22 protein-coding genes are annotated in these 26100 nt (G+C 35.8%); 5 read left to right on the forward strand and 17 right to left on the reverse strand.

The features are described from left to right. Positions 1-658: 658 nt before the first annotated feature. The 9 genes from BQ5209_RS00100 to guaA form a co-directional block, all read right to left on the reverse strand. Positions 659-1789, reverse strand: a complete 1131-nt coding sequence (locus tag BQ5209_RS00100; RefSeq protein ID WP_085246552.1) for an ABC transporter permease — start codon at positions 1787-1789, stop codon at positions 659-661. A gap of 5 nt (positions 1790-1794) precedes the next feature. Then, positions 1795-4593, reverse strand: a complete 2799-nt coding sequence (rbbA, locus tag BQ5209_RS00105; protein ID WP_085246553.1) for a ribosome-associated ATPase/putative transporter RbbA — start codon at positions 4591-4593, stop codon at positions 1795-1797. Positions 4594-4606: 13 nt separating this feature from the next. Continuing rightward, a complete protein-coding gene (locus BQ5209_RS00110; protein WP_085246554.1) occupies positions 4607-5680 on the reverse strand; it encodes an HlyD family secretion protein in 1074 nt (357 codons plus the stop codon). 115 nt (positions 5681-5795) lie between these two features. Further along, on the reverse strand, positions 5796-6029 hold the full coding sequence (locus BQ5209_RS00115; protein WP_085246555.1) for a hypothetical protein: 234 nt from the start codon (positions 6027-6029) through the stop codon (positions 5796-5798). 115 nt (positions 6030-6144) lie between these two features. Continuing rightward, positions 6145-6411: a YkgJ family cysteine cluster protein gene (locus tag BQ5209_RS10960; RefSeq protein ID WP_085246596.1), complete on the reverse strand. Its 267-nt coding sequence runs from the start codon at positions 6409-6411 to the stop codon at positions 6145-6147. Beyond that, complete coding sequence (locus BQ5209_RS00125) at positions 6408-7979, reverse strand: cobalamin adenosyltransferase (protein ID WP_085246556.1); 1572 nt, start codon at positions 7977-7979, stop codon at positions 6408-6410. Before BQ5209_RS00125 ends, BQ5209_RS10960 begins: the two co-directional genes overlap by 4 nt. 62 nt (positions 7980-8041) lie before the next feature. Next, positions 8042-9112 (reverse strand): chemotaxis protein, encoded by a 1071-nt coding sequence (locus BQ5209_RS00130; RefSeq protein WP_085246557.1) that lies wholly within the window; start codon positions 9110-9112, stop codon positions 8042-8044. 61 nt (positions 9113-9173) lie between these two features. After that, the gene (locus BQ5209_RS00135) at positions 9174-9545 is read right to left on the reverse strand and encodes a WCX domain-containing protein (protein ID WP_442345839.1); all 372 of its coding nucleotides are present in this window, start codon (positions 9543-9545) and stop codon (positions 9174-9176) included. An 850-nt stretch (positions 9546-10395) separates the two neighbouring features. Continuing rightward, positions 10396-11979, reverse strand: coding sequence for a glutamine-hydrolyzing GMP synthase (gene guaA / locus BQ5209_RS00140; RefSeq protein WP_085246559.1), 1584 nt, complete (start codon positions 11977-11979; stop codon positions 10396-10398). 256 nt (positions 11980-12235) lie between these two features. On the opposite strand from guaA, the gene BQ5209_RS00145 reads away from it, so the two are divergent. Together BQ5209_RS00145 and BQ5209_RS00150 are read left to right on the forward strand one after the other, a co-directional pair. Beyond that, entirely contained in the window at positions 12236-12667 is a 432-nt protein-coding gene (locus BQ5209_RS00145; RefSeq protein WP_085246560.1) for an SRPBCC family protein, read from the forward strand. Between the two features lie 3 nt (positions 12668-12670). Further along, entirely contained in the window at positions 12671-13138 is a 468-nt protein-coding gene (locus BQ5209_RS00150; RefSeq protein WP_085246561.1) for a MarR family winged helix-turn-helix transcriptional regulator, read from the forward strand. Between the two features lie 223 nt (positions 13139-13361). On the opposite strand, the gene pta is transcribed toward BQ5209_RS00150, so the two are convergent. Further along, positions 13362-15512 (reverse strand): phosphate acetyltransferase, encoded by a 2151-nt coding sequence (gene pta / locus BQ5209_RS00155; protein ID WP_085246562.1) that lies wholly within the window; start codon positions 15510-15512, stop codon positions 13362-13364. A gap of 66 nt (positions 15513-15578) precedes the next feature. Next, a complete protein-coding gene (locus tag BQ5209_RS00160) occupies positions 15579-16784 on the reverse strand; it encodes an acetate kinase (protein ID WP_085246563.1) in 1206 nt (401 codons plus the stop codon). A gap of 194 nt (positions 16785-16978) precedes the next feature. On the opposite strand from BQ5209_RS00160, the gene yfbV reads away from it, so the two are divergent. From yfbV to cysK, 3 genes are all read left to right on the forward strand, one after another. Beyond that, positions 16979-17440, forward strand: coding sequence for a terminus macrodomain insulation protein YfbV (yfbV, locus tag BQ5209_RS00165; RefSeq protein WP_167370282.1), 462 nt, complete (start codon positions 16979-16981; stop codon positions 17438-17440). A 5-nt stretch (positions 17441-17445) separates the two neighbouring features. Continuing rightward, positions 17446-17955, forward strand: a complete 510-nt coding sequence (priC, locus tag BQ5209_RS00170; RefSeq protein WP_085246565.1) for a primosomal replication protein PriC — start codon at positions 17446-17448, stop codon at positions 17953-17955. Between the two features lie 314 nt (positions 17956-18269). Beyond that, positions 18270-19235, forward strand: a complete 966-nt coding sequence (gene cysK, locus BQ5209_RS00175) for a cysteine synthase A (RefSeq protein ID WP_085246566.1) — start codon at positions 18270-18272, stop codon at positions 19233-19235. A 121-nt stretch (positions 19236-19356) separates the two neighbouring features. Here the strand turns inward: cysK and ruvB are convergent, their stop codons facing one another. From ruvB to BQ5209_RS00205, 6 genes are all read right to left on the reverse strand, one after another. Next, complete coding sequence (ruvB, locus tag BQ5209_RS00180) at positions 19357-20361, reverse strand: Holliday junction branch migration DNA helicase RuvB (protein ID WP_085246567.1); 1005 nt, start codon at positions 20359-20361, stop codon at positions 19357-19359. A gap of 13 nt (positions 20362-20374) precedes the next feature. Beyond that, the gene (gene ruvA, locus BQ5209_RS00185; RefSeq protein WP_085246568.1) at positions 20375-20983 is read right to left on the reverse strand and encodes a Holliday junction branch migration protein RuvA; all 609 of its coding nucleotides are present in this window, start codon (positions 20981-20983) and stop codon (positions 20375-20377) included. 181 nt (positions 20984-21164) lie between these two features. Next, complete coding sequence (locus BQ5209_RS00190) at positions 21165-21503, reverse strand: YbaB/EbfC family nucleoid-associated protein (protein WP_085246569.1); 339 nt, start codon at positions 21501-21503, stop codon at positions 21165-21167. A 31-nt stretch (positions 21504-21534) separates the two neighbouring features. Beyond that, a complete protein-coding gene (gene dnaX, locus BQ5209_RS00195; protein WP_085246597.1) occupies positions 21535-23700 on the reverse strand; it encodes a DNA polymerase III subunit gamma/tau in 2166 nt (721 codons plus the stop codon). A 422-nt stretch (positions 23701-24122) separates the two neighbouring features. Next, positions 24123-24578 (reverse strand): DNA polymerase III subunit chi, encoded by a 456-nt coding sequence (locus BQ5209_RS00200; protein ID WP_085246570.1) that lies wholly within the window; start codon positions 24576-24578, stop codon positions 24123-24125. A 16-nt stretch (positions 24579-24594) separates the two neighbouring features. Then, positions 24595-26076 (reverse strand): leucyl aminopeptidase, encoded by a 1482-nt coding sequence (locus tag BQ5209_RS00205; RefSeq protein ID WP_085246571.1) that lies wholly within the window; start codon positions 26074-26076, stop codon positions 24595-24597. Positions 26077-26100: the final 24 nt, after the last annotated feature.

Below are 26100 nucleotides of genomic sequence, written 5' to 3' on the forward strand. Positions count from 1 at the left end.
TAACTTGAAAGCATTATACTGATTCTTATAGACCTTGTGTCAACCAAGATCTTTCGACTGTCTTAAAAAAACAAAAAAACACGAAAATTTGGCTCGATATTTACTAAAAATAGCAATTTATTTCTTTAAAAAACAACAAATAAGTAAAAAAAAATAACAAATGTTAAAGTATGGTAAAAATTAATATTGCACTAAAATTCTTTAAATAACAGTTTTCGTCATATTTTATTTGCTATAAAAACTACTAAAATCAAATTTAATTAATTGATTTAATTTTTTTATATCAAATTACTGCTATAAAGATATTTTGCTGATATTTATATAATGAAGATAAAAAGAGAAAACAATATATAAAAATTTGCTTATTAATAGTCAATTAATAATTAACATAATGTAAATCATTTATGCCACATTGTAAAATGTGTAATCCCATTTAAACTAATTTTAGCTTAAAAAGCTTATTTAGCTTTTTATTTTTATCGATAAACACCATTTTGCCCAAATAGTAATTAAGCGCTATTATTCAATAGCTAGAATAGAGTTTCTTTTTTCATTATAAATGGGTAAGCGGTGTTGTGCCAATATTTACAAGAACAATTAATAGTTGTTGTTGGCTAAAAAATCGCATCATACACTGATGTACCAAATTATATAAATGCTATGATCCCATATTCACAATTGAACTACGAAAACGCCTTAAAGCAATTAAAAAGAAAACGGTACCAATTGCCAATAACCATGCAAACGAAGTCCAGACCACACTTAAGCCAGCACCTCGATACAATATTGCCTGTCCTAATTCAACAAAATGCGTTGTTGGGGCAAACATCATAATATTCTGCACAATTTCAGGCATACTTTCGCGCGGAGTACTCCCCCCTGATAGCATTTGTAATGGTAACAAAATTAAAATAAGTAACATTGCGAATTGCGCAGTAGATTTTGCTACGGTTGCCATAAAGATACCAAGTGACGTTGTCACAAAAAGATGTAGCGCTGCACCAATCAAAAATAAAGCTACCGAACCTGCAATTGGTACATTTAGCCAACTATGAACAACAAGTAACAACGCTACCCAAGTTGATATTAATACCACAAGTCCCATTGACCATACTTTGGATATCATAATTTCAAAAGGGGTAACAGGCATGGCAAGAAGATGGTCAATCGTACCATGTTCACGCTCTTTCATTAAAGCAGCACCAGTTAAGATAATAGATAATGTTGTCACAATATTGATAATTTCCATGACCGAACCAAACCAAGATCGCGTTAAATTAGGGTTAAAAGCAGTATGCACTTGTATATTAACTGGCAAATTTGTTACCTTACTGTAACGGTTGACATATTCAGTCACTTCACCAGTAATAATTTGTGTTATATAACCATTTCCGACAAACGCTTGCCCCATCCTTGTTGCATCAATATTGAGTTGAATTTCTGGATTTTGATTATTTAGCACATCACGCTGAAAATTAGGCGGAATATTTAAAGCAAACGTATAATTATCTGTATCCATGCCACGATCGACATCATCCATTGAATATAATTTAACAGGAGTATTAAACATTGGCGGATAAAAGGCTGTAATAATTTGTCTTGATAAGGGTGAGTTATCTTCGTCAACAACGGCAATCGAGGCATGATGTAACGAGTCAGAAGTTGCCGTTGCAGCAATATAAATATCAAAGGTAAAGCAATAGGCAATTAATAGCAACATGATAGGATCACGCAATAACCCCCATAACTCTTTAATCCCTAAGCGATAAATATTAATTAAACTTTGCATAATATCTATCCCTCTTGCTTTTTAAGGAGAAAAATACTGGCACCCAATACAATAGGGATTGTGATCAATAAAGCAAATATTGAATTATGCAGATCGATAAAACCAAGCGCTTTATTAAACACACCACGAGCAATAATTAGCATATGCGTTGTTGGATAAACCTCGCCAATATAACGGCCACCGCCTTCTAGAGATGCGACAGGGTTGAGCAATCCTGAAAATTGAATTGCTGGTAACATTGTCCCTACGCAAGTTAAAAAGATAACGGCAATTTGGCTACGGGTGACAGTCGAAGCCAACAAGCCAAAACCCGTTGAAATAATGCAGTAAGCAAATGCTGCTAGGCACAAAGTAAACAAGCTTCCTTTTACAGGCACAGCAAAAATGGTGATTGCCATAAATAACAATAATAAAAAGCTAAACATAGAAATAATGATATAAGGTACTTGTTTGCCTAGCAAAAATTCAGCTTTAGTTACTGGTGTTACATATAAATTAATAATCGAACCCATCTCTTTTTCACGCACGACCGATAAAGCTGCCAGCATTGATGGAATCATTAATAATAAAATAGGTATTACCGCCGGTACCATGGAAGGTAAGCTTTTAATATCAGGATTATAACGATATCTTGTTTCTATATTTGCCAAGCTAGTTGAGGATTTTCCTGTTACTTCTTTTACTTTTTCACTTAACCAAGCAAGATGCATGCCTTGCACATAGCCTTTGATTGTTTCGGCACGTAACGGCATTGCCCCATCAATCCAAATAGCAATATCAACAGGATCGCCTCGTTGTATGTCACGACCAAAATTTGGTGGAATTTCAATCGCTAAAGCAATGTCATTACTGCGCAACCGCGCATCCATATCGTTATAATCAGTGATAGGTGCCCTTTCAATAAAATAACGTTTAGAGCCCGACAAATTTAGAGTATAATTTTGGCTGATTACACTTTGATCGCGATCAAGCACAGCAAAACGCAGATCTTCAACATCCATCGTAATGCCATATCCCATAACCAACATTAAAATTGCTGAGCCTAATAATGCTAATAATGCTCGCAAAGGATCACGAGATAATTCAAGAGTCTCACGCCATAGACAACCTATCATACGGGTAAAATTAAATCCTTGAAGGTGATGATTTGGTAGTGTTTTTGTTGCTTGATTGAGTATTTCTTTTGGCGGTTCAACAGAGCGTTCTTCTGCATTACTATCATCAGCCCCTGCATCAACAAGATAACGAATAAAGGCCACCTCTAATGTTTTAGCATTTTTGGAGCTGATAATGTTATCTGGCGTATCACTTGCTAATACTTTACCCGCATGCATTAATGAAATTCGATCGCATCTTGCGGCCTCATTCATAAAGTGAGTTGTGATAAATACCGTTACTTTATCTTTTCTAGAAAGTTCGATAATTAAACGCCAAAAATCATCGCGAGCAATGGGGTCAACGCCTGATGTTGGTTCATCAAGGATAAGAATTTGCGGATTATGCACAACGGCAACTGACAATGAAAGCCGTTGCTTTACCCCTAAAGGTAAACTATCGGGCAGATTTTGTGCGTCTTGTTCTAAACCAAAACGTTTCAGTAATTCTTCAACGCGAGCGGAAATTTTACTTTCTTCAATACCAAACAGACGCGCATGTAGAACTAAATTTTGTTTGACTGTTAACTCACTATATAAAGAAAATGCTTGAGACATATATCCTAAATGACGCCTAACATTAATATCACTGGCATCAACCGGTTTACCAAATAACCATGCCTCACCTGATGAAATCGGTAATAAACCCGTTAACATTTTCATGGTGGTTGATTTACCACAGCCATTTGAGCCTAAAAAACCAAATATTTCACCTTGTTTAATTGAAAAATTAACATGATCAACTGCAATAAAATTACCAAACTGTTTAGTTAAATCTTTTGCTTCTATGGCTGTTTGCAAATCTTTATTAAGATCTAAAGGTGGAATTTCGACAGTTTGATAACCTTGTCTAGCGCTTTCTGGCATGAGCTGAATAAATGCATCATCTAAATTATTTTTTCCTGTTTTAGCTAGTAATGATTTTGGTGTGCCAGTTTCAAGAATTTTACCGCCATACATCGCAACCAACCAATCAAAGTTTTGGGCTTCATCCATGTAGGCAGTTGCCACAACCACACTCATTTGTGGTCGTTGTATACGAATTTTATTAATTAACTGCCAAAATTGGGCTCTTGAGAGCGGATCGACCCCCGTTGTGGGTTCATCAAGAATTAACAAATCAGGATCGTGGATTAACGCCGAACATAAGCTAACTTTTTGTTTCATACCACCGGACAGTCGCCCTGCTGGTCTAGATAAAAATGGATATAATCCAGTACTACGCGTTAATTCATCAATACGGCAACGACGCTCAGCCGCATCATTACCAAACAAACGAGCAAAAAATTGCAAATTTTCTTCAACAGATAAAGTAGGATAAAGATTTTTGCCTAATCCTTGCGGCATATAGGCAATACGTGTACAGACGTTTTTGCGGTGTGATTTGTCTTTCATATCACCATCTAAAACATACACTAAGCCTTCTTGAATAACATGTGCACCAGCAATCAGCGATAATAAACTCGATTTTCCCACACCATCAGGCCCAATAAAACCCACCATGCATCGCGGTGGAATGGCTAAACTAATATTATTGAGCGCACAGTTTTTTTTGTAATACAGTGTGACATTACTTACTTTTGCCACTGCATCATCAATGGATTTAGCTTGGTTTAATAAAACTAAATTCTTATTGTCTGAATCTGACATCTGCTATCTCCAATTATTCGGTTGGACATTTTGCAATATCAGATAAGCCAGCTGGCCATGGCGTTTTAGGATCAAGTTTAACCCAAGCCACGCCAGGTAAACCTGTTTTAACTTGAGTAATATAACATTTTAATAATTCAGGGCTTAATTGTGCTTTAACTCTAAACATCAATTTTTGACGTTCATCTTTTGTTTCAACGGTTTTTGGCGTAAATTGGGCAACGCTTGAAACAAACGAAATTTTAGCTGAAATCGCTTTATCTGGTAACGCATCTAAAATAAGTCTGACTTCATCACCAATAGCCACCTTACCCGCGACAGTTTCAGGTAAAAAGAAAGTTAAATAAACATCATACAAATTAACTAAATTTAGTACTTTACCGCCCGACGGCAAAACTTCACCTAACTGAGCAATGCGATATTGAATACGACCATCAACAGGCGCTATTAAAGTACTATCATCGATATCAGCTTGAATTTGCCTTATATTAGCGCTGGCAACATTAATAGCAGCTTTAGCACTATCAACACCAGCCTGAGCAACAGCAATGGCAGCATCTGCCGCTGTAACTTGAGATTTTGCTGAATCTAACGCTGCTTTAGCACTATTAAATTTAGCGGTATCATCATCAAATTGTTGGATGGACAATGCACCTTTCTGATAAAGCGCAGTAGTTCTCTGTAAATGTTTAGATGCAATATCTAAGTCACTTTCACGTTGACTTACGTCGGCTTGAGCGGCGACTTTATCGCTCATTTTTAATTCAACTTGTGATTGAGCACTAGCCTCATTACTGATTGCTTGCCCATATTGCGCTTGTGCTTCGTTTAATTGTGCCTGTAAGGTGTCAGTCTGCATAACCACAAGTGGTTGGCCAGCTTTAACAAAATCGCCTTCATCAACATTAATTTTTTCAATTCTACCAGCTAATTTAGCTGAAATATTAATTTCGGTTGCTTCAATGCGTCCATTACCACTAGCAAAATTCGAACCATATCCATCTGTCTTCAATTGTTGCCATAAAATAAAAATAATAGCAATAATAACAACTGCAATAACAATCCATTTCCTGCTTATATTTTTCATATAACACCTTATTTTTTAAAATTCATAAGTAATCTCAACGAAATGACAAATCGTGATAGGCTATTAGATAGCATTGATTAAATAGTATCAGATGTTTATGGCAAATAAAATCTGTTCACAAAATAAACGCAATAAAAGCTAAAATAGCAAATTTAGGCAAGGTGGATTTATGTTTAAAGTGTAAGAAATGATTACTTTCTTTATAATAACTAGAAAAAATACTGTAAACAACTCGAGTAATTCCTACAGCTAAACAAATAAAAAGAATATAATAATTCCAGAGTGTGCCTAGGATGTTACTGCATTGTTTTAAAAATACTAGATCTGAATCATCTCTATAAATAGCCATTAATACTCTCCTTATTAATTATTGATAATCACAACACTATAACAATAAGAGTTTCCTTAATACGGAATTAGAAAAAATATTTTCAGATCTAATTTTGTTATCACTAATTCATTTGTTATTTCGAATTTAATATTTTGCATGCAATAGTATTTATCTCGATAAACTCTGCCCAACTATATTTATCTTTATAATTGAGCTGATATTGTTTATCTACACAACAAATATCTGGCCTTGTCTCATAAATGGTGCATAATTTTGTTTGATGGTCATAATAACGACATACCCCATTACCACTATCAAGAAATTGCGTTTCTTGCGAGCGATTAACATTGCAACAACAAGCTCCACATTGATAGCAAGGAAATGGGGAGGTATGACTCATAATGATTTTACCCATGAATGCACTGATTCTAAATTGCCAGCTTCAAATGGTAATTTAATTCCTCGGCGAGTGACTTCTTCTTTTAACAGAAAGCTGCGTTCTAGTTCATTATTGGTCGAGGTAAGATGCAATGTAAACGACGCTAATTGTTGTGTATCCATATTGAACTCTAGCCTTGCCAATTCTTTTAAATAATTATCTAACTCAATATTTAAAGCTCTAAAAAAATCGAGTGTTCTTTCGTATTTATCCTTAAATTTATCCAAAAATGCCCAAATTTTTTGAGGAAGAGCTCCTTTATCTAGATAGTGATTAAATGCTAATGTTAAAATACCAGTCGCTAGTGCGCTACAAAATGCAGATAACTCAGTGCCAAATGGAAAAGCAAATAATTGTGAACATATGCTATAAATAGCAGTACCACAAACAACGGAAATTCCTGCACTAATAATTTTGCTCACTTCTTTAGCTAATTCACTTAAAGTCAATGCATTAGGGTTGCAAAAGATTAATTTTATAGCTGTAGTAATATGCCCCCACATTTCCCGAATCATTTTTCCAAGCATTTTTTGCGTAGTGAAAAATATATTGGTAACAGTAGTGGTTACACTCGATAGCGCACCACTAACAGCGCCATCTTTGAAAGAATTAAAAAAATCTTTAAATTTTAATTTTATTCGTTCCCATATAGCATTAAATACATCGCTAATATCATTTAAAAAATTTTTTATAGAAAAGTTATATTTATTATTTACATAAATAGAAGGGAATTGATCTCGTAGTTCAAACCATGCTTCGGCAAGGATAAGCCCTAGCATCTGTCTTGTTCCCATTTTAAAACCAGAAAGTGTTGATTGATAAGCGACATCTTTAGCAAACTTACTGCTAGTATAATAGGCTATATTGACAGTTCTCTCGTATTTAGCCCGTGCTTTTTTGTCTATTTCAAGCATCTTATTGAAGTTTGCTTTTTCTTTATTTTCTAACTTTTCTAATGACTTTTTTTCTTGATCTGTTAACAATTTTTTCTGTTTTAATATAGCTATTTCTTGACGGGTTTGAGTAAGTTCATTTTGAAGTTTACTGACAAAGTCAGACATTGAACTTGCTTTTTTAGATTTATTTAATGTTTCATTGGTGAAATATAAATTACTACTGTCATTAGCAAGGTCAGTTCCTGATAATTCTGCTAATATTCGGCCTTGATCGTGATGTATTTCATTTGCAGCAATAACATGATCTAAATTTTTTTTATCATGTTGAGCAAATATTTCCCCTGTGTAAGCATCTTTTAAAGTATTTGCTTGATGAGCGATTTTTCCTTGTCGATTTGTCTCAATATAATTGGCATAAGAATGATATTCATGTGAATCATATTTTGGTTGTTGCTCTTTTCTTATTCTTTCACTATCAGTTGCGTAAATGTTTTGTCGTGCATTATGAACAGTATCAACATCTCCACCTACATTATCCTTAAATAATAAAAAATCTAACCCAAATGAAGTCACCAAAGATTTGACAACAGTATTATGTAACTCTTCGCTCCAATTAATTTCCTGTTTCATCATTATTTTTATTCCTCGTTAATATAATCAATAAAACAAAAGCCAGGTATTCTTGGCTTTTATCATTACATTTCCTGAGTAAAATCTTTATATTCTTTTTCTTTGTTAATTAATACATTATCTAATTCTTCTTGATTAAGAACATTAAATCCATCACTATCTTTTTCGACTTCAATAATACCATTTTCAGATACTTTTTTAATTTTAAAAAGTGGAGTTGTAATAATATCGGTCATAATAGCAGCCAATAAATAACCGTTATTAATAATTCTTAGACTCTTTTCCGTCATATCACTAATTGCTTGCCAGCCGCCTAGCACTACTATCTTTTCATGTATCTCTTTTAATGCAGAAAAGTATTCATTAAAGGTCCGATTAATTTTTTCTAACGACATATAAATTTTATCTACATAATTATTTGTATTAGATAAATATTTATCAATTAAATTCATTTTTGTTATTGCTTTATCAACTTCAAGTCTTGATTTTTCTGCATTTTTTAATAATTTTTCAGCGTGATTTGCATACGCAAAACCAGCAATAGCAATCATTGGTGCAATTGCAGCAGCACCTAAAACCATCGCACCACCTGCCATTCCCCAACCACCCGCCGCAAGTGATCCTCCACCGATAGCAGCCATAGTGGCATTATATGCAGCTACGCCTGATAAAGCGGCAATAGGTGTTCCTGTTGAAGCAGCTGCAAAAGCCATCACTCCGCTATATACAGCAAAACTTGCAGCTGCTCCCGCTGCACCAGACGCTGCAACCGTACCTAAAAACTCCACTGTAGAAAAAGAATATTCTTCAATTTTATCTATCTTAACTTTAGGAATAGATAACTTAAGATCTTTATTGTCTTTTCGTTTTAATTGTTTTAATAATTCGTCAGAAATTTTTTTAAATTCACCAAATGATTTACCAATATTAAGTTCTAATGTACCTAATCGCTCTAATTTCTGTTCTGAAACTTTGTTTAATACATCCAGTTCATCTTTTCGCTTGTTATATCGGCTTTTGGTTCTTTCTAAGATTTCATCAGCTTCTGATTTTAGTTGATAACCATCGTATGCTTTTTTGCCACCAACTGCTGCAGCGACTGCAGCTGCACCTGCAATAATAAAAGGTAATGCCATTGTTATTTCCTCGTTAAATTTATGTTAATTAAAAATATATTATGTTTGTGTTACAACAAACTTAAGATGTGATCATTTTTGCTTGCTCTCCAAACCCCCTAACCCATGCGTTTAACTCACGTTCACTAGATGTGGTGATAGTAAGAATAATTTCGCCATTTTCGATTTCTTCAATTTTCTGTTCATCGCACCAAATTCTTTCTTTGACATAACCAGCCGCTGATTTGGTAAATTGAATTGAAAAAGTACGAGGTTCATGTTCCGGTAAACCAAACGTAGTTTTATTTTGAATGTGATCTGGTACTGATATAGCAACTTTTTGGTTAATAAAATCTAATTTTTTTATTCGGTGGATTGCCAAACAAGTACTGTGTTTTAATTCTGTCGCAACGTTATTTGAAATTGCGCCATAAACATATAAGGCATGATTCATTGCAATTACTTTTTGCGGAATAAAATAGTGGTTTTTTCCTTGTTGATTACCACTAGCAATATAATGAATGTGGCAAAAAGTCTTATTTTCGATACACCTTAATAAGTTCTCAATAATGCTAACTTTATCTGAATAAAAATCCGATAGCTTTTATACCAACGCATTACATTTTAATTATACGTTAAATTATCAAATTGCTTTTCCAATCTATGGAACATAGAATTGGAAAATAATTATTAATGAATAGGGAAAATATGTCATATCGATCTTTTCTATCAATTAATCGTTTATTTAGATAAATTTAAGCATATTGTAACTATCTCCTAAAATAGTACAGCCAAAAAGTAGACATTCTAGTTAAAAAGCTTTGCCGTAAATATGACATGGATAATTCAACTTTTTATAAATGGCGGAGAAATATGGCTGTATGGAAAGCCCAGATATCAAACGTTTAAAATAATTTGAAGTAAAAAATAGCAAGTTTAAAAAAATGGTTGCCAAGTTAAGTTTGAAATCACAGCTTCTGGAAGAAATTATAAAAAAGCGCTAATGCTCATGCAAGCAAGTAAAATGTGGGTGGTTACACATGCTATTACAATTGCTATGAGCTGTGCTATGGTAGGATTAAGTCACAGTACTTACTATTATTAAGCTAAGTTACCAGATGATTCAATAATTAAGTTGCTTTTATTGATGCTATTTGTATGCTTTCTGATTTATTTATATTTAATTTTTTTTTAACGACTCTATTTTATAGAGTGAGACCTACTCAAATAGCTGCTAATATCGGTATTTATAAAATAAAAAAACAGCCTGTTCTTTAGCTATTTTTTTATTTTAAACTTGTTAGTTATTCCCACTCTATAGTCGCAGGTGGTTTTCCGCTTATATCATATACGACACGAGAAATACCATTGACTTCGTTGATGATTCGATTAGATACGCGCCCTAAGAAGTCATAAGGTAAATGAGCCCAGTGAGCGGTCATAAAATCGACAGTTTCAACCGCTCGCAGTGAAACGACCCAGTCGTATTTGCGACCGTCACCCATTACACCAACCGAGCGTACAGGTAAAAATACGGTAAAGGCTTGGCTGACTTTGTGGTATAGGTCTGCTTTATATAGCTCTTCAATAAAGATGGCATCGGCTTTGCGTAATAAGTCACAATATTCTTTTTTAACTTCACCAAGTACTCGTACGCCTAAGCCTGGACCTGGGAATGGATGACGATAAAGCATATCGTAAGGTAAGCCAAGTTCTAAGCCCACTTTGCGAACTTCGTCTTTAAATAGTTCTCGCAAAGGTTCGACTAAGCCCATTTTCATATCTTCGGGTAAGCCACCAACATTATGGTGTGATTTAATTACATGAGCTTTGCCGGTATCAGCAGCTGCCGATTCAATAACATCGGGATAGATAGTGCCTTGAGCTAGCCATTTTACATCTTTTAATTTTGCTGCTTCTTCATCAAATACAGCAACAAATTCACGTCCAATAATTTTACGTTTTGCTTCAGGATCGGCTTCACCTTTTAGTGCAGCTAAAAAGCGCTCTTCGGCATTTACTGCAATAATATTTAAGCCAAATTTATTACCAAACATATCCATAACTTGTTGTGCTTCGTTCAAGCGTAACAGACCATGATCAACAAATACGCAAGTTAACTGATCGCCAATGGCTTGATGCAATAGCAGTGCTGTAACTGAAGAGTCCACCCCACCTGATAAACCGAGTAATACTTTGTCATTACCAACTTGTTCTTTAATGCGCGCAATAGCATCAGTAATGATTGAAGATGGTGTCCAAAGTTTTTCGCAGTGACAGATATCAATCACAAAACGTTGCAACAACTCGAAACCTTTAACAGTGTGAGTTACTTCTGGGTGGAATTGAACACCATAAAATTGTTTTTCGTCATTAGCCATAATAGCAAATGGGCAAGTTTCAGTGCGACCAATCAGGGTAAAACAGTCAGGCAAGGCTGTTACTTTGTCACCGTGGCTCATCCAGACATCAAGTTGATCAATGCCTTGTTCACTTGTACTATCCAATATACCATCAGTTAATTTTGACGATCCCACAAGATCCACTTTAGCATAACCAAATTCACGTTGGTTAGAGCCAGTAACTTGACCACCCTTACCAACTTGAATTGCCATAGTTTGCATACCATAACAAATACCCAAAACAGGTACGCCGGCATTAAAGACATACTCGGGAGCTCGAGGGCTATTAGCTTCTGTGGTACTTTCAGGACCACCTGATAAAATAATACCTTTAGGATTAAATTGTTTAATTTTTTCTTCTGATACATCCCACGGCCAAAGTTCACAGTACACACCAATTTCACGAATTCTACGAGCAATTAATTGAGTAACTTGTGAACCAAAATCGAGGATTAATATGCGCTGTTGGTGGATGTCTTTTTTCATCAATTTTATTCCTAAACTATCAACTAATACAAAATTAGGCTGATATTGTACCATTTACCAAATAAATTGAGAGCATTAATTAAAAACAATTATAAATATTTTATATTATTAATAATGTTCAAATCATCTTATTACAAAATTCAATAACAGGGTCATCAAATTCACCTTGTAATAAGTCAACAAATCAAAAATTGAATTGTCTTTACTTAATTAGTAAGTATACTTACAATAAGTTAACTTATTAAAAGGAGGCGCTATGAATACCATTTCAATTTCTTTTATATTACCAACCAAAGCTAAACCAACTCAAATTTGGCAATACTATACTGATCTTAATTTAAGAAAATTATGGGAAACTGATCTTGAAGACTTTCGTATATTTGGTGACTTAAAAACAGGGTCTAAAGGTATTTTCAAATTACAAAATATACCGGAAATGGAAGTGACTTTATCAAAGATTATTGATGAGCAAGAATTTACAGAACAATTTGATATGCCTGAAATAGGTTTACTGTTTTTCTCACATCAAATTATTGAAATATCGCATAATCAATATGCTTTAAAATCAGAAATTTCTCTAAAACCGGATTCAAAAATGGATACTAAAGTATCCTATGATTTTATAAAACAGATTTCAGATGATATTATTGATAAAACTTACAAATTAAATGGCTTAGTTGAAGGGTAAATTATGACAAAGGACAATAAGTTTTTAACTCAATTCCAAACTGATTCTGAATCTATTGGTTTTGTTTTTATGAAAACTTATTCGTCCTGGCATACGAATATCAAAAATTGCTTGAAAAAACAGTCTATCACTCATCCTCAATTTATAGTGCTTGCAACGCTTGCTTATCTATCACAGCAACCAGACGAAATAACACAAGTTATTTTATCAAATAAAACAAATATCGATGTGATGACAATTTCCCAAATATTAGAGAATTTAGAAAAAAAGGATTATATAAAGCGCTCTTGCTCAATTAAAGATAGTCGAGCAAAATCCATTCAATTAACCCAAAAAGGATTGAATAAAGCAAATGAAACTGTACCTTTGGTTGAACAAATAGATAAAGATTTTTTTTCAACATTACAAGGTGATAAAGAACAATTTATGAAAATGTTATTAACTCTATTAAAAACCAACATGGAGGGATAAAATCATTTATTAATTTTTATTATTTATTGTTTTTATCAACTTTGAATGCTTGGACTTGACTTAAAATAAGTTTTTGAAGAACTCCTCACAAATTTCTAGCACAAAATACGTTAAAACTCAATCGCTATAACTCAAGCTTTTAAAACTCATCATTTGGCTAAATTTAATTAAAAAAGGTGATATTGCATCACCTTTTATCTATAGTTAAAACGTTTTGCTAAACTTATTTTGCAGCGTTTTGTTCTTGTGCTGATTGAATTGCGGTTAATGCAATAGTGTAGACAATATCATCAACTAATGCACCACGAGACAAATCATTCACAGGTTTACGCATACCTTGTAGCATTGGACCAATCGAAACAAGATCAGCTGAACGTTGTACAGCTTTATAAGTAGTATTACCCGTATTAAGATCAGGGAAGATAAATACTGTTGCTTTACCTGCTACTTGTGAATTTGGTGCTTTCGATTTTGCTACATCAGGCATTACCGCAGCATCATATTGCAATGGACCGTCGATCATAAGATCTGGACGTTTTTCTTGAGCAATGCGAGTTGCTTCTTTCACTTTTTCAACATCAGCACCTTGACCTGAACTACCTGTTGAATAAGAAATCATTGCAACGCGTGGTTCAATACCAAAGGCGATTGCTGTATCAGCTGATTGAATCGCAATTTCTGCCAATTCTTGCGCATTTGGATCTGGATTAATTGCACAGTCACCATAAATATACACTTGATCAGGCATTAACATAAAAAATACTGATGAAACAAGTGAACTACCCGGTGCAGTTTTAATTAATTGTAATGGTGGACGGATAGTATTAGCAGTTGTATGCACAGCACCTGAAACTAAACCATCAACTTCATTTGCTTCAAGCATCATTGTACCAAGTACTACGTTATCAGCTAATTGCTCACGAGCAATCACTTCTGTCATACCTTTATTTTTACGTAATTCAACTAAACGAGGTACATATTTTTCACGAATTAATTCAGGATCAACAATTTCAACACCTTGACCTAAACTCACGCCTTGAGAAGCGGCAACTTTACGCACTTCGTCCGGATTACCAATCAATACGCATTTAGCGATATTTCGCTCAGCACAAATTGCAGCTGCTTTAACTGTTCTTGGTTCATCACCTTCTGGTAATACCACTACTTTTTTCGCATTACGTGCAAGTTCAGTTAATTGGTAACGGAATGCAGGCGGCGACAAGCGACGTGCAGAATTCACCACTTCATTTAACGATTTAACCCATTTAGCATCGATATGGTCAGCCACATAATTTTGGGTGTTTTCCATACGTTCTTTATCATCAACAGGGATTTCTAAATTGAATTGTTGTAAATTGATCGACGTTTGGAAAGTGTTAGTTTTAACTGTAAATACAGGTAACCCTGTATCAAAAGCAGGTTGGCATAATTTTGCGATTTTTTCGTCGATTTCGTAACCACCCGTTAAAAGCACACCACCAATAGCCACACCATTCATAGCTGCTAAACTAATTGTTACTAATACATCAGCACGATCAGCAGAGGTCACTAAAAGTGCATTTGGTTGTAGATGACTGATAATGTTAGGCACACTACGTGAGCAGAAAGAGATATGTTTAATGCGGCGATTTTTGATATCACCTTCATTAATAATTTTTGCGTCAAAATGTTTTGCAATATCAATAGAACGACAAGCACTTAAATCCATATTCCAAGGAATACATCCAAGTACTGGCAATGGGCTATGTGCATTTAAATCATCGATAGTGATTTTTTTATCATCAAATTTAGGGGTGTGATAAATTTCAGCAACATCAGGACGAGCAAGGCTTTGTTCTTCAACTGGCGCATTGACTTTATTAACAATCACACCAACGATTTTTTCGTTTTTAATGCCACCAAAATTAGAACGAGCAATCTCAATACGATCTCTAAGTTGTTCAGGCGTATCTTTACCCATGTTGACCACAAAAATAATTTCGGCACCAAGGGTTTTAGCGATATTATTATTAAGCTCATTGGCAAAAGGATAATCTGATGTTGGTACAATGCCTTCAACCAAAACAACATCAGCACCTTTCGTGTTTTCAGCATAAAGGGCTACGATTTCTTCCATTAACACATCTTGTTGATTTAAACCTAATAGGTTTTCAACATGGCTCATTTTAAGCGGTTTTAGTGTTGGAATTGAAGTGTTATGACTAACTAAAGTTGTCGTATTGTCTGGCGCATCACCACCCGCTCTAGGTTGTGCAACTGGTTTGAACACGTTTAAGTTAATACCTTGACGCTCCATTGCTCGAATAACACCAAGACTCACACCAGTTAACCCGACATTGGTACCTGTTGGAATGAGCATAATAGTACGAGACATAATTGTTACCTCTTAATTCTTTATTGTATAAAAACAAACCGCCATTTAGGCGGTTTTAAATATTTATTACGCAGTCAGGCGCGCAGCATCTTGAGCAATGACTAGTTCTTCATTGGTTGGAATTACCATCGCAATAGCTGAACCGTCTTTAGTGATTGTGCCACCTTTACCAAAACGAGCAGCTAAGTTACGCTCTTGGTCAAGTTCGAAACCAAGAATAGTTAATTTTTGTAGTGCCATACGACGAACTTCTTCAGCATTTTCACCAATACCGCCAGTAAATACGATAGCGTCTAAACGGCCGTCTAAAAGCATTGCATAACCACCAATATATTTTACTAAACGATGAACAAACACATCTAAAGCATTTTTAGCGTTTTCGTCTTGCTCGTAATTATCAGTAACATAACGACAGTCGCTACTTACTCCTGTTAAACCTAATAAACCTGATTTTTTGTTTAAAAGATTATTAATATCAGCAACAGACATTTTTAAATTGTCATGTAAGAAGAACATAATCGCTGGATCGATATCACCACTACGGGTACCCATCACTAAACCTTCAAGTGGCGTTAATCCCATTGAAGTTTCAACACATTCACCATTTTTAATTGCAGTAATTGAAGCACCATTACCTAAATGACAAGTGATGACGTTAGTTTCTTCAACTGGTTTATTTAATAATTTTGCAGCTTCGCGACTAACATAATAATGGCTAGTACCATGAGCACCATAACGACGAATACCGTGTTTAGTATACAGTTCGTTAGGAAGCGCATATAAATAAGCTTCTTTTGGCATTGTGGTATGAAAAGCAGTATCAAATACAGCCACATTTTTATTTTTTAAGTGAGGGAATGCAGCAAAAGCTTCACTAATACCAATTAAGTGCGCAGGATTGTGTAATGGTGCAAAAGCTGCCGCATCTTCAATACCTTTTAATACTGAATCGTCAATTACAACGGACTTTGTATATTTTTCACCACCGTGAACAATTCGATGGCCAATAGATTTAATACTATCTAATAATTCTGGTTTTTGTGGGAAGATGCTATTAACAATAAAACGAATTGCTTCACTATGTGCAGCGCCAGCGCCTAAAGAAGCCTCGTTCTTAACACCATCAAGCTTCCACTTAATACGTGCATCAGGAAGATGAAAACATTCAGCTAACCCAGATAAAAACTCATCACCAGTTTCAGGGTTTATAATGGCAAATTTTAATGATGAACTTCCGCAATTAAGAACAAGAGCGTTATTACTTGATGACATAGTAATTCCTATAAATTGAATAAAAAGACATATACCAATCAAAATTGGTACATTAACACATGATTTAAAATCAATGCGACTACGCTAAGGTGACTTCTGATATCTTGCTTTTTGAGATAAAATAAAAAGAGTCCCTAATCTGAATAATACTATTTTAAGACAATCAGAAGTGAATGTCGAGGCATCGCAAAAACATGAATTTAATAAATACATTTAAAGCTGGGCAAAGATATATGAAGCTTTGCCCAATAGATAAACAGCTAGCACATTCATTTCCGGAATTAAAAATCATTAACCACATAAAAACCGCCACTAAATACTTACCTCCTATTGTTATAGGTTTAGTAGTTTGGCAATATTACATGCCAGCATCAATTGCGGTAACAGTAATAACTATACTATTTACCTTAAGCATGCCCCTGCAAGGAATATTTTGGTTAGGTAAACGCGCCCTATCGCCCTTACCACTTAACTTAATTGACTGGTATAACCAATTAAAATCAAAGTTAATTGCTAAAAAAATCATCGCCGAAAATAGTGAAGAAGATAACAATTTAACCTTTGAAGCATTTATGAAAATGATCAACCTGGCTAAATTACATTTAGGGAATTATTTTGGTCAAGACGATGATATTTCACCTTATGACAAAGACTAACAACAATGGCAAATTTACTCGCTACACTACAAAAGCAAATAGACCAATTAGAACAACAAGTTCATTTGGCAAACGAACAGAAATTTAAAGAGCCTTATTTTGACGAACAACTTTTTCATACCAATAAAATTGTAACGGATAAAACGTTTTACCTTGAAAAAATCAAACAAACGTATCACGCATTAGTTGCTAATATTGAATTAGAAAAAATTGAGCAAATTACTTTTTTATCAGAAACATTAATCAACCAAATGGCAGCGCTAACGCGCGAACTGGCGACCCACAACTTGCGTCAAAAAGAGCCCAAAGCCATTATTGAAGAAACCCTAGCCCAAAAACACATGCGCCATTTAGATTATTTACGCCGATTGCAAGAGATGAAATACGAGCTAGAACTATCGCAAGACGTCATCAACCAAAGCAAAATAGCCGCACTTGATAACCGAATTTACCGCTGTGAACAGGCGATTAAAAAAATTGAATTTGAGATGGAAAGTGACATTAATGATTTTTAATAAACAATTTTTTTATGCTCGATAGCTAATCATGCTACTTTAGCTATGACGAAAATTAAGTAATTGTGCATTAACTCAGTTTAAAACAAATATCGAAAAGTGATTGCATGTGTTTATTAAAATTTTATGTAAAAATAGTCATAGAAAATATTATATGTTTAATAAAACTAACTCCTTCTCAATATCATTGTTATATCCAAAATGAATATTGTTATAATTATTAATTAGTATCATCTTTTCAAGTTATCTTTATAATAATATTATTAAAAATAACTTAAGCTATCTGTTTACAAGTCATTTATAAGGATTCATTCATGAGTAACATATTTGATGACAACTCACAAACGATTGGTCATACGCCTCTTGTTCGTTTAAAACACTTTGGTCATGGTAATATTTTAGCCAAAGTTGAGTCTCGCAACCCAAGTTTTAGCGTCAAATGCCGCATTGCTTCGAATATGATTTGGGATGCAGAAAAGCGTGGTTTATTAACTTCAGATGTTGAATTAATTGAACCTACCAGTGGTAATACAGGCATTGCACTTGCAGCTGTTGCCGCTGCTCGTGGCTATAAACTAACATTAACCATGCCAGAAAGCATGAGTATTGAACGCCGTAAACTATTAAAAGCCTTAGGTGCCAATTTAATTTTAACTCCAGCAACCAAAGGGATGAAAGGCGCAATTGAGAAAGCAGAAGAGATGGTGGCAAGTGATCCTAAAAAAAACCTCATGCTACAACAATTTAGTAATCCTGCTAACCCAGAAATCCATGAAAAAACAACGGGACCAGAAATATGGCAAGATACTGATGGTCAAATCGATATTTTTATTGCAGGAGTAGGAACCGGTGGCACATTCACAGGCGTAACGCGTTATATCAAAAAAATCCAAGGTAAAAATATTACCGCTGTGGCTGTTGAACCAACCAACTCCCCCGTAATTAGCCAAGCATTGGCTGACAAACCTATTCAGCCAGGACCGCACAAAATACAAGGTATTGGGGCTGGTTTTATTCCTGAAAATCTTGATTTGAGTTTGATTGATCTGGTCGAACAAGTGACAAATGAAGAAGCTATCGAAACAGCGCGCAAATTAATGGAAAAAGAAGGCATATTAGCAGGAATCTCATCTGGTGCTGCTGTTTTTGCCGCCGATCGCTTAGCAAAATTACCAGAAAACGCCAACAAAACAATTGTCGTCATTTTGCCATCTTCTGGTGAACGCTATCTTAGCACAGATCTCTTTAGTGGTATTTTTACAGAAAAAGAGCTCGGTTAAGTTAAAATTAGCACTAAAACACTATTAGGACTACAAGCATTAATACTAAAAATAGTAATAAAAATATAGTTTATCAGAAGACCACGTTTTCTTGTCAACGTGCGCTGACATGCAAATTTGATTAATTGTCTTGCATAATCCCAAAATGACGGTACGCATGTGGCGTTGCAATTCTCCCACGTGGTGTTCTTTGGATATAGCCTTGCTGAATTAAAAATGGCTCAAGTACATCTTCAATTGTTTCGCGCTCTTCACCAATTGCGGCGGCAATATTATCCAATCCAACTGGACCACCCATGAATTTTTCGATAATGGTTAATAGTAATTTGCGATCCATATAATCAAAACCTTCGTTATCAACATCAAGCATATCCAGTGCTTGGCTTGCGATTTTTTTGTCGATAATGCCCTTTGATTTTACATCGGCATAATCACGCACCCGGCGCAAAAGACGATTTGCAATTCGCGGTGTACCACGGGAACGTTTAGCGATTAAATGTGCACCTTCCCCGGACAGAACCATGCCCAAAAATTTGGCACTACGGCTAACAATATATTCCAAATCTTCAACCCGATAAAACTCAAGACGTTGTACAATACCAAAACGATCTCGTAGTGGTGAAGTTAATGAGCCTGCTCGAGTTGTCGCGCCAATTAACGTAAAAGGAGGCAGATCGATTTTGATTGAACGCGCTGCTGGTCCTTCGCCAATCATAATATCTAATTGGTAATCTTCCATCGCGGGGTATAAAATTTCTTCAACCACAGGTGAGAGCCGGTGAATTTCATCAATAAACAGCACATCATTAGGCTCTAAATTAGTTAACATGGCAGCTAAATCACCGGCTTTTTCTAATACAGGACCTGATGTAGTGCGTAAATTAACACCCATTTCGTTCGCCACAATATTGGCTAATGTGGTTTTACCAAGTCCAGGCGGACCAAATATCAGCACATGGTCGAGCGCATCATGTCGCTGTTTAGCTGCTTGAATAAAGATTTTCATCTGTTCGCGAACTTGCGGTTGACCGATGTATTCGTCCAAAGATTTAGGACGAATTGCACGATCTAATGATTCTTCTTCTTTTTGTACTTGTGGAGCAATTAAACGATCCGCTTCAATCATGATAAATTCCTATTTACAATGCTGATTTTAAAGCTTCGCGAATCAGCATTTCGCAATCCATATCAGGTTTAATTACTTTATTAATAATACGACTAGCTTCTTGTGGTTTATACCCTAATGAAACTAAAGCCGAAACCGCCTCACTTTCAATTTGATTAGCTGATTTTTGAATACTACCTGTATCAACAACCGAGCTAGCACTTGAGGATTGTTCGCCAAAACTTTTAATACGATCTTTCATTTCAACAATTAGCCGTTGGGCAGTTTTATTGCCCACTCCCGGCAGTTTAACTAGGGTTTTAATTTCACTTTGTTCAACAGCACTAATAAATTGCGATGCTGACATGCCTGATAAAATGGCTAACGCCAATTTAGGCCCCACCCCATTAACTTTAATGAGTTCACGAAACAATTCACGCTCTTGTTCTTGATTAAAGCCATACAGCACTTGGGCATCTTCGCGCACAGCAAAATGTGTTAACACAATAACTTCTTGCCCGTTTTCAGGTAATTCATAAAAACAGGTCATCGGCATAAAAACATCGTAACCGACGCCAGCGACTTCAATCAACACTTTAGGGGGTTGCTTTTCAATAATAGTGCCACGTAAACGACCAATCACAATATATCCTTAATAATAAAGCGTAATAAACAAGCAAATAAGAAGGTGTAGTTTACCGGATAACAAAAAAATAATAAAGAAAAACTGTATAAATAGACAGGGATAATGAAATAACATTGCCGACTTGATTTACAAAGTCAGCAATGTAAAAAGGATTGAATAACTGAATTAACTCGTTAAATTAAAAAGGCATTTTAAAACCTGGCGGTAATTGCATGCCACCGGTTACTTGTGCCATTCTCTCTTTTTGTGCTTCATCTAAGCGACGAGCTGCATCATTATAAGCAGCCGCAATAAGATCTTCTAACATCTCTTTGTCATCTTCGGTCATTAGTGACGGATCGATTTCAACACGCTTACAGTTATGTGTACCATTAACCGTTACCTTAACTAAACCTGCACCTGATTCGCCTGTGACTTCTAATTTAGCGATCTCTTCTTGTGCTTGTTGCATTTTTGCTTGCATTTGTTGGGCTTGTTTCATTAAATTACCCAAACCACCTTTTCCACCTGAAAACATAATAATTCCTCGTTAAAAAAATATCTCTATATTATACAGGACGAACACTTGATTCATCAATCTTAGCGTCAAAATATCGGCAAATTGTTGCCACTTTTGGATCTTCAACAATCGTTTTTTTAGCTTGTGCTAGTTTTTGTTGATACAACTCTTCACGCATTTCAATTGGCGTTTTATAGTCTTGATTATCATCAACAATGATCTTTATATCAAGCTCTTGTTTACGATGTTCGCAAATTGCTCTTTGTACTTTTGCCACATTATTTGCTGAATTAAGCAAATGTTTAACTGTCGAACGCATATGCAGCAAAATAGATTTCTTATCCATTTGTTCAAAGGCGGAATTAACCACTATTTGTTTAATCAATGGCGACAAATCTAATTGCTCAATTTCAGCACACCAGGCATCTTTTTGTGCCATTTCTGTGATCAGCTTTTGGGTCATTTCCGGCGTTTTATCACCATTGAGTGAATCACGAAAGGCCTTGGTATCAACCACTGGATCTTCCTTCATGGCAATTAAACCACTGGCTTGCCATTGATAATTTTCGGCGGTGATTTCTTCTTTGTTATCATCGCTCGCGCTATCATGACTATTAGTATTAATATTGGTATTGATATCGCCTACTAGATTGGCATTCTGTTTAGTTGTCACCAACGATTTATTAATCACTGAATTTTTTGGCTGAATTGTATCAACCGACTCAGACTTTTTTGGATTTTGTTCCCCTTTTATTAACTGCATACGCATTTCTAAAATGCTCTTAGTTATCGATGAAGCATCATCGGGAATAGCTAATTCAGCAGTAGAATTGACAGTGGCGGTTTGCTCAATTTTTGACGCAACTATAGGTGGCAGATCGCTCTCGGCTTGGTGCTTATTTTTCACCGGTGATGCTAAAGACGAACTTGTAGTGCGTAGGGACTCAAATTGTTGCGTTTGAACTTGATTTTCAACCTGATGATTAACTTCAACTTGGTTTGGAGCTTTGGTATATACAGTTACTTGTGATTGTGCTTTAGTTTTGGTTTTATTTTGTACTTGTGACTGTGAATTGCCTTGAACAGCAGTCATGCGAGCTACTGTTGATGGTGGTGTAACTGGCTCAACTTCCTTTGGCATAAAAGCCAAAGCGCGTAAAAAGCTCATTTCGACGCCAATTTTTTTATCGGGCGAAAAAGCAAGTTCTTTACGCCCCATTAACAAAATTTGATAAAACAACTGCACATCGTTAGGTGCCATGTATTGCGCCAAAAAACGAATTCTATCTTCGTTATCGGTATAATCACCTAGTGCGGTTGGTACCACTTGCAATAACGCAATTTGGTGCAACAAGGTCATGGTTTGTGCTAACAAATTATCCCAATCAGCGCCTTGTACGGCGGCGGCTTCAATTTGTTGCATTAGGGCATTACCCTCACCATTATGCAATGCTTCAACAATAGCAAACGGAATCGACTTATCAAGCGTGCCAAGCATAACCGCCACCGATTCGACATCGACCTTACCATTACCAAGAGCAATGGCTTGATCGGTTAAACTTAGCGCGTCACGCATACTGCCATTGGCAGCTTTAGCTAATAACGCAATAGCTTTAGCATCGCTGTTGATTTGTTCTAATTGCAAAATATGTTCAAGTTGTTGCCCAATTAATGCGGTATCAAGCACATTTAAATGCAAATGCAAACAGCGTGATAATATCGTTATAGGTAATTTTTGCGGATCGGTAGTTGCTAATAAAAACTTAACATGCTCAGGTGGCTCTTCTAAGGTTTTAAGCAGTGCATTAAAACTACTGCGCGATAGCATATGTACTTCGTCAATCAAATAGACCTTAAAACGCCCTTTAGTGGGTAAATATTGAATGTTATCAAGAATTTCACGTGTGTCTTCAACCTTGGTACGCGATGCTGCATCAATTTCGAGCAAATCGACAAATCGACCTTGCTCAATATCACGGCAATTATCACAAACCCCACATGGCGTTGCGGTAATACCTATTTCGCAATTGAGTCCTTTTGCTAACAAGCGCGCAATCGACGTTTTACCCACACCACGAGTACCAGAAAACAGATAAGCATGATGAACCCTGCCTAGTGAAAGCGCATTAGACAAAATTTTAAGAACATGCTGCTGCCCCACAACTTCAGAAAATGATTTAGGTCGCCATTTGCGTGCCAGAACTTGATAACTCATAATAACCATAACTCACTGCCATAATTTAGTGCTAATCATATCATAAACTGGCTAAATAGTCTTTATACGGTCAATAATCGATGCAATCGTAAACAACGGAATTTAGCTTGCCACAAGCCAAAATTTTCTATTGGCAAATAAGAGCAATAAAGCGAACACAAACAGCCAGAGGTAAATAGCAAAGGGAAATACACCAAAATACAGAGCCAAAAGAGAATAAATTAGAGTACAACATTGTAATTTAATTCAGACAGACACAACCTTGTCAAGCCCAGTGGTCAGCACATGCTAGCACCAATAAACATTAATAACAGCCTTCGATAGGTATAACTGATTAGTGATTCCCTATAAAAAATTCAGATAGGCAATTGATTTAATGTAACCCTTAAAAACAGCAAAGCAATAAACAAAATATCCCTAATTTATTCGCAAGTGATTGGAATAGTTTTAAGATTAAATCCAGACTCTTTATATAACTTATATCTTGCCCTTGCAAGTGACTTTAACTGTTCATCAACGGGTACAAAATCAATAATATTACGATAGACACCAGCGAATTCGGGAAATTGCTCTTGTAAATTAATCAGCAACTGGCGAGTACCACTGCTACGTTTTTGTGGCCAACAAATTTCAACGGGAGCCCCCCCTTTCATGCCTTCACCGGCTAAATTGTGTGGCACAAAATTGTCGGTTTCGAGTTGCCAAAGGTATTCATCTATTCGCTCGGCTTGAGCCTGATTTTGGCAAGCAACTAGCACGCGCTGTTTGGCGTGCCAAGCTTCAACTATCTTTTGGCATGCTAACTTTTCATAAAATAGCATGCCCGATTCGTTGGCTTCCATTTGGTTTTCAAGTAAATAGAAGATCACTTTTTTCATAAATTTTTGGCTCGATTTATTGATCTTGTAAATATTGAATCAACATGGCAACCGGGCGACCTGTTGCACCTTTTGGCCCACCAGACGTCCATGCTGTGCCGGCAATATCTAAATGTGCCCATTGGTACTTTTCAGTAAATCGTGATAGGAAGCAAGCAGCAGTAATCGTGCCACCATCACGCCCACCGGCATTAACAATGTCAGCGCATGTAGATTTGATCTGTTCTTGGAATTCATTGTCGATTGGCAAAGCCCAAGCTTTGTCGCCAGCTTTTTGCGATGCGCTAACCAATTGTGCAACTAATTTGTCGTTGTTGCCCATAACACCTGTATAGTGGTGACCAAGTGCAACAATACAAGCGCCTGTTAAGGTGGCAATGTCAATGACGGTTTTTGGATTGTAACGTTCAACATAAGTTAATGCATCACACAATACTAAGCGTCCTTCGGCATCGGTGTTAATCACTTCAACTGTTGTGCCTGACATGGTGGTGAGTATGTCACCGGGGCGATAGCTGTTGCCATCAGGCATGTTTTCACAACCGGCCATGATACCAACCACGTTAATAGGTAATTTAAGTTCAGCGACAGCTTGCATAACACCATAAACAGTTGCTGCACCACACATGTCGTATTTCATTTCGTCCATACCGGCAGATGGTTTAATAGATATGCCCCCTGAATCAAACGTTAGCCCTTTGCCGACTAAAACATATGGCTGAGCTTTTTTATCTTTAGCGCCTTGATATTCCATCACGGTCATAATTGATTCGTTTTGCGATCCGCGTCCGACGGCTAAATAAGCGTTCATGTTTAATTTTGCCAGTTCGTTTTCGCCAAGGCAGGTCACTTTTAATGATGAGTGTAATTTGCCAAGCTGTTTACCTTGTTCGGCTAAGTATTTTGCATTACAAACATTTGATGGCATATTGGCAATCGTTTTTGTTGTTGCAATAGCATTTGCAATAATTTGACCTTGTAACAAATTATCAGTTAATCCTGATAATGCTTTTTTGTCGTGAGTTAATAATGTGATTTTAGTTAGACTTGGTGCAGGAATTTTCGTGGTTTTAAATTCATCAAATCGATAAGTTATGTCGCTCACAATTTTCGGTAGTTGTTTAGCAAATTCAAGGCTATTTGCTTCATTAAATACACATAAATCCCATACGATATTTTTAATTTTTTTAGCAAGCAGTTCTTTAATTACCGCTTGAATGACTTTTCTGGCTTGAGTTAAGTTAAACGCTTTGGCTTTGCCACATCCAACAAATAAGATCTTTTGTTTTAAGCTGTTACTGTTTGGATATAATAAGGTGGTTTGGCCTAGTTCACCACTTATGTCGCCTGATTTGATAAGCTCACTAACTAAGCCATTAGTTAATTTATCGATATCTTTAACAAGATCAGACTGGTTTTTTCCTGAATCAATTGAAATAACTAAACACTCTGTTTTTTGTTTGGTTATAATAGCGCTGTTTTTTATTTGAAATTCCATAATGCTTCTCGTTTGTGAATGGGT

The organism is Gilliamella mensalis, from assembly GCF_900103085.1.
Lineage (GTDB): Bacteria > Pseudomonadota > Gammaproteobacteria > Enterobacterales > Orbaceae > Gilliamella > Gilliamella mensalis.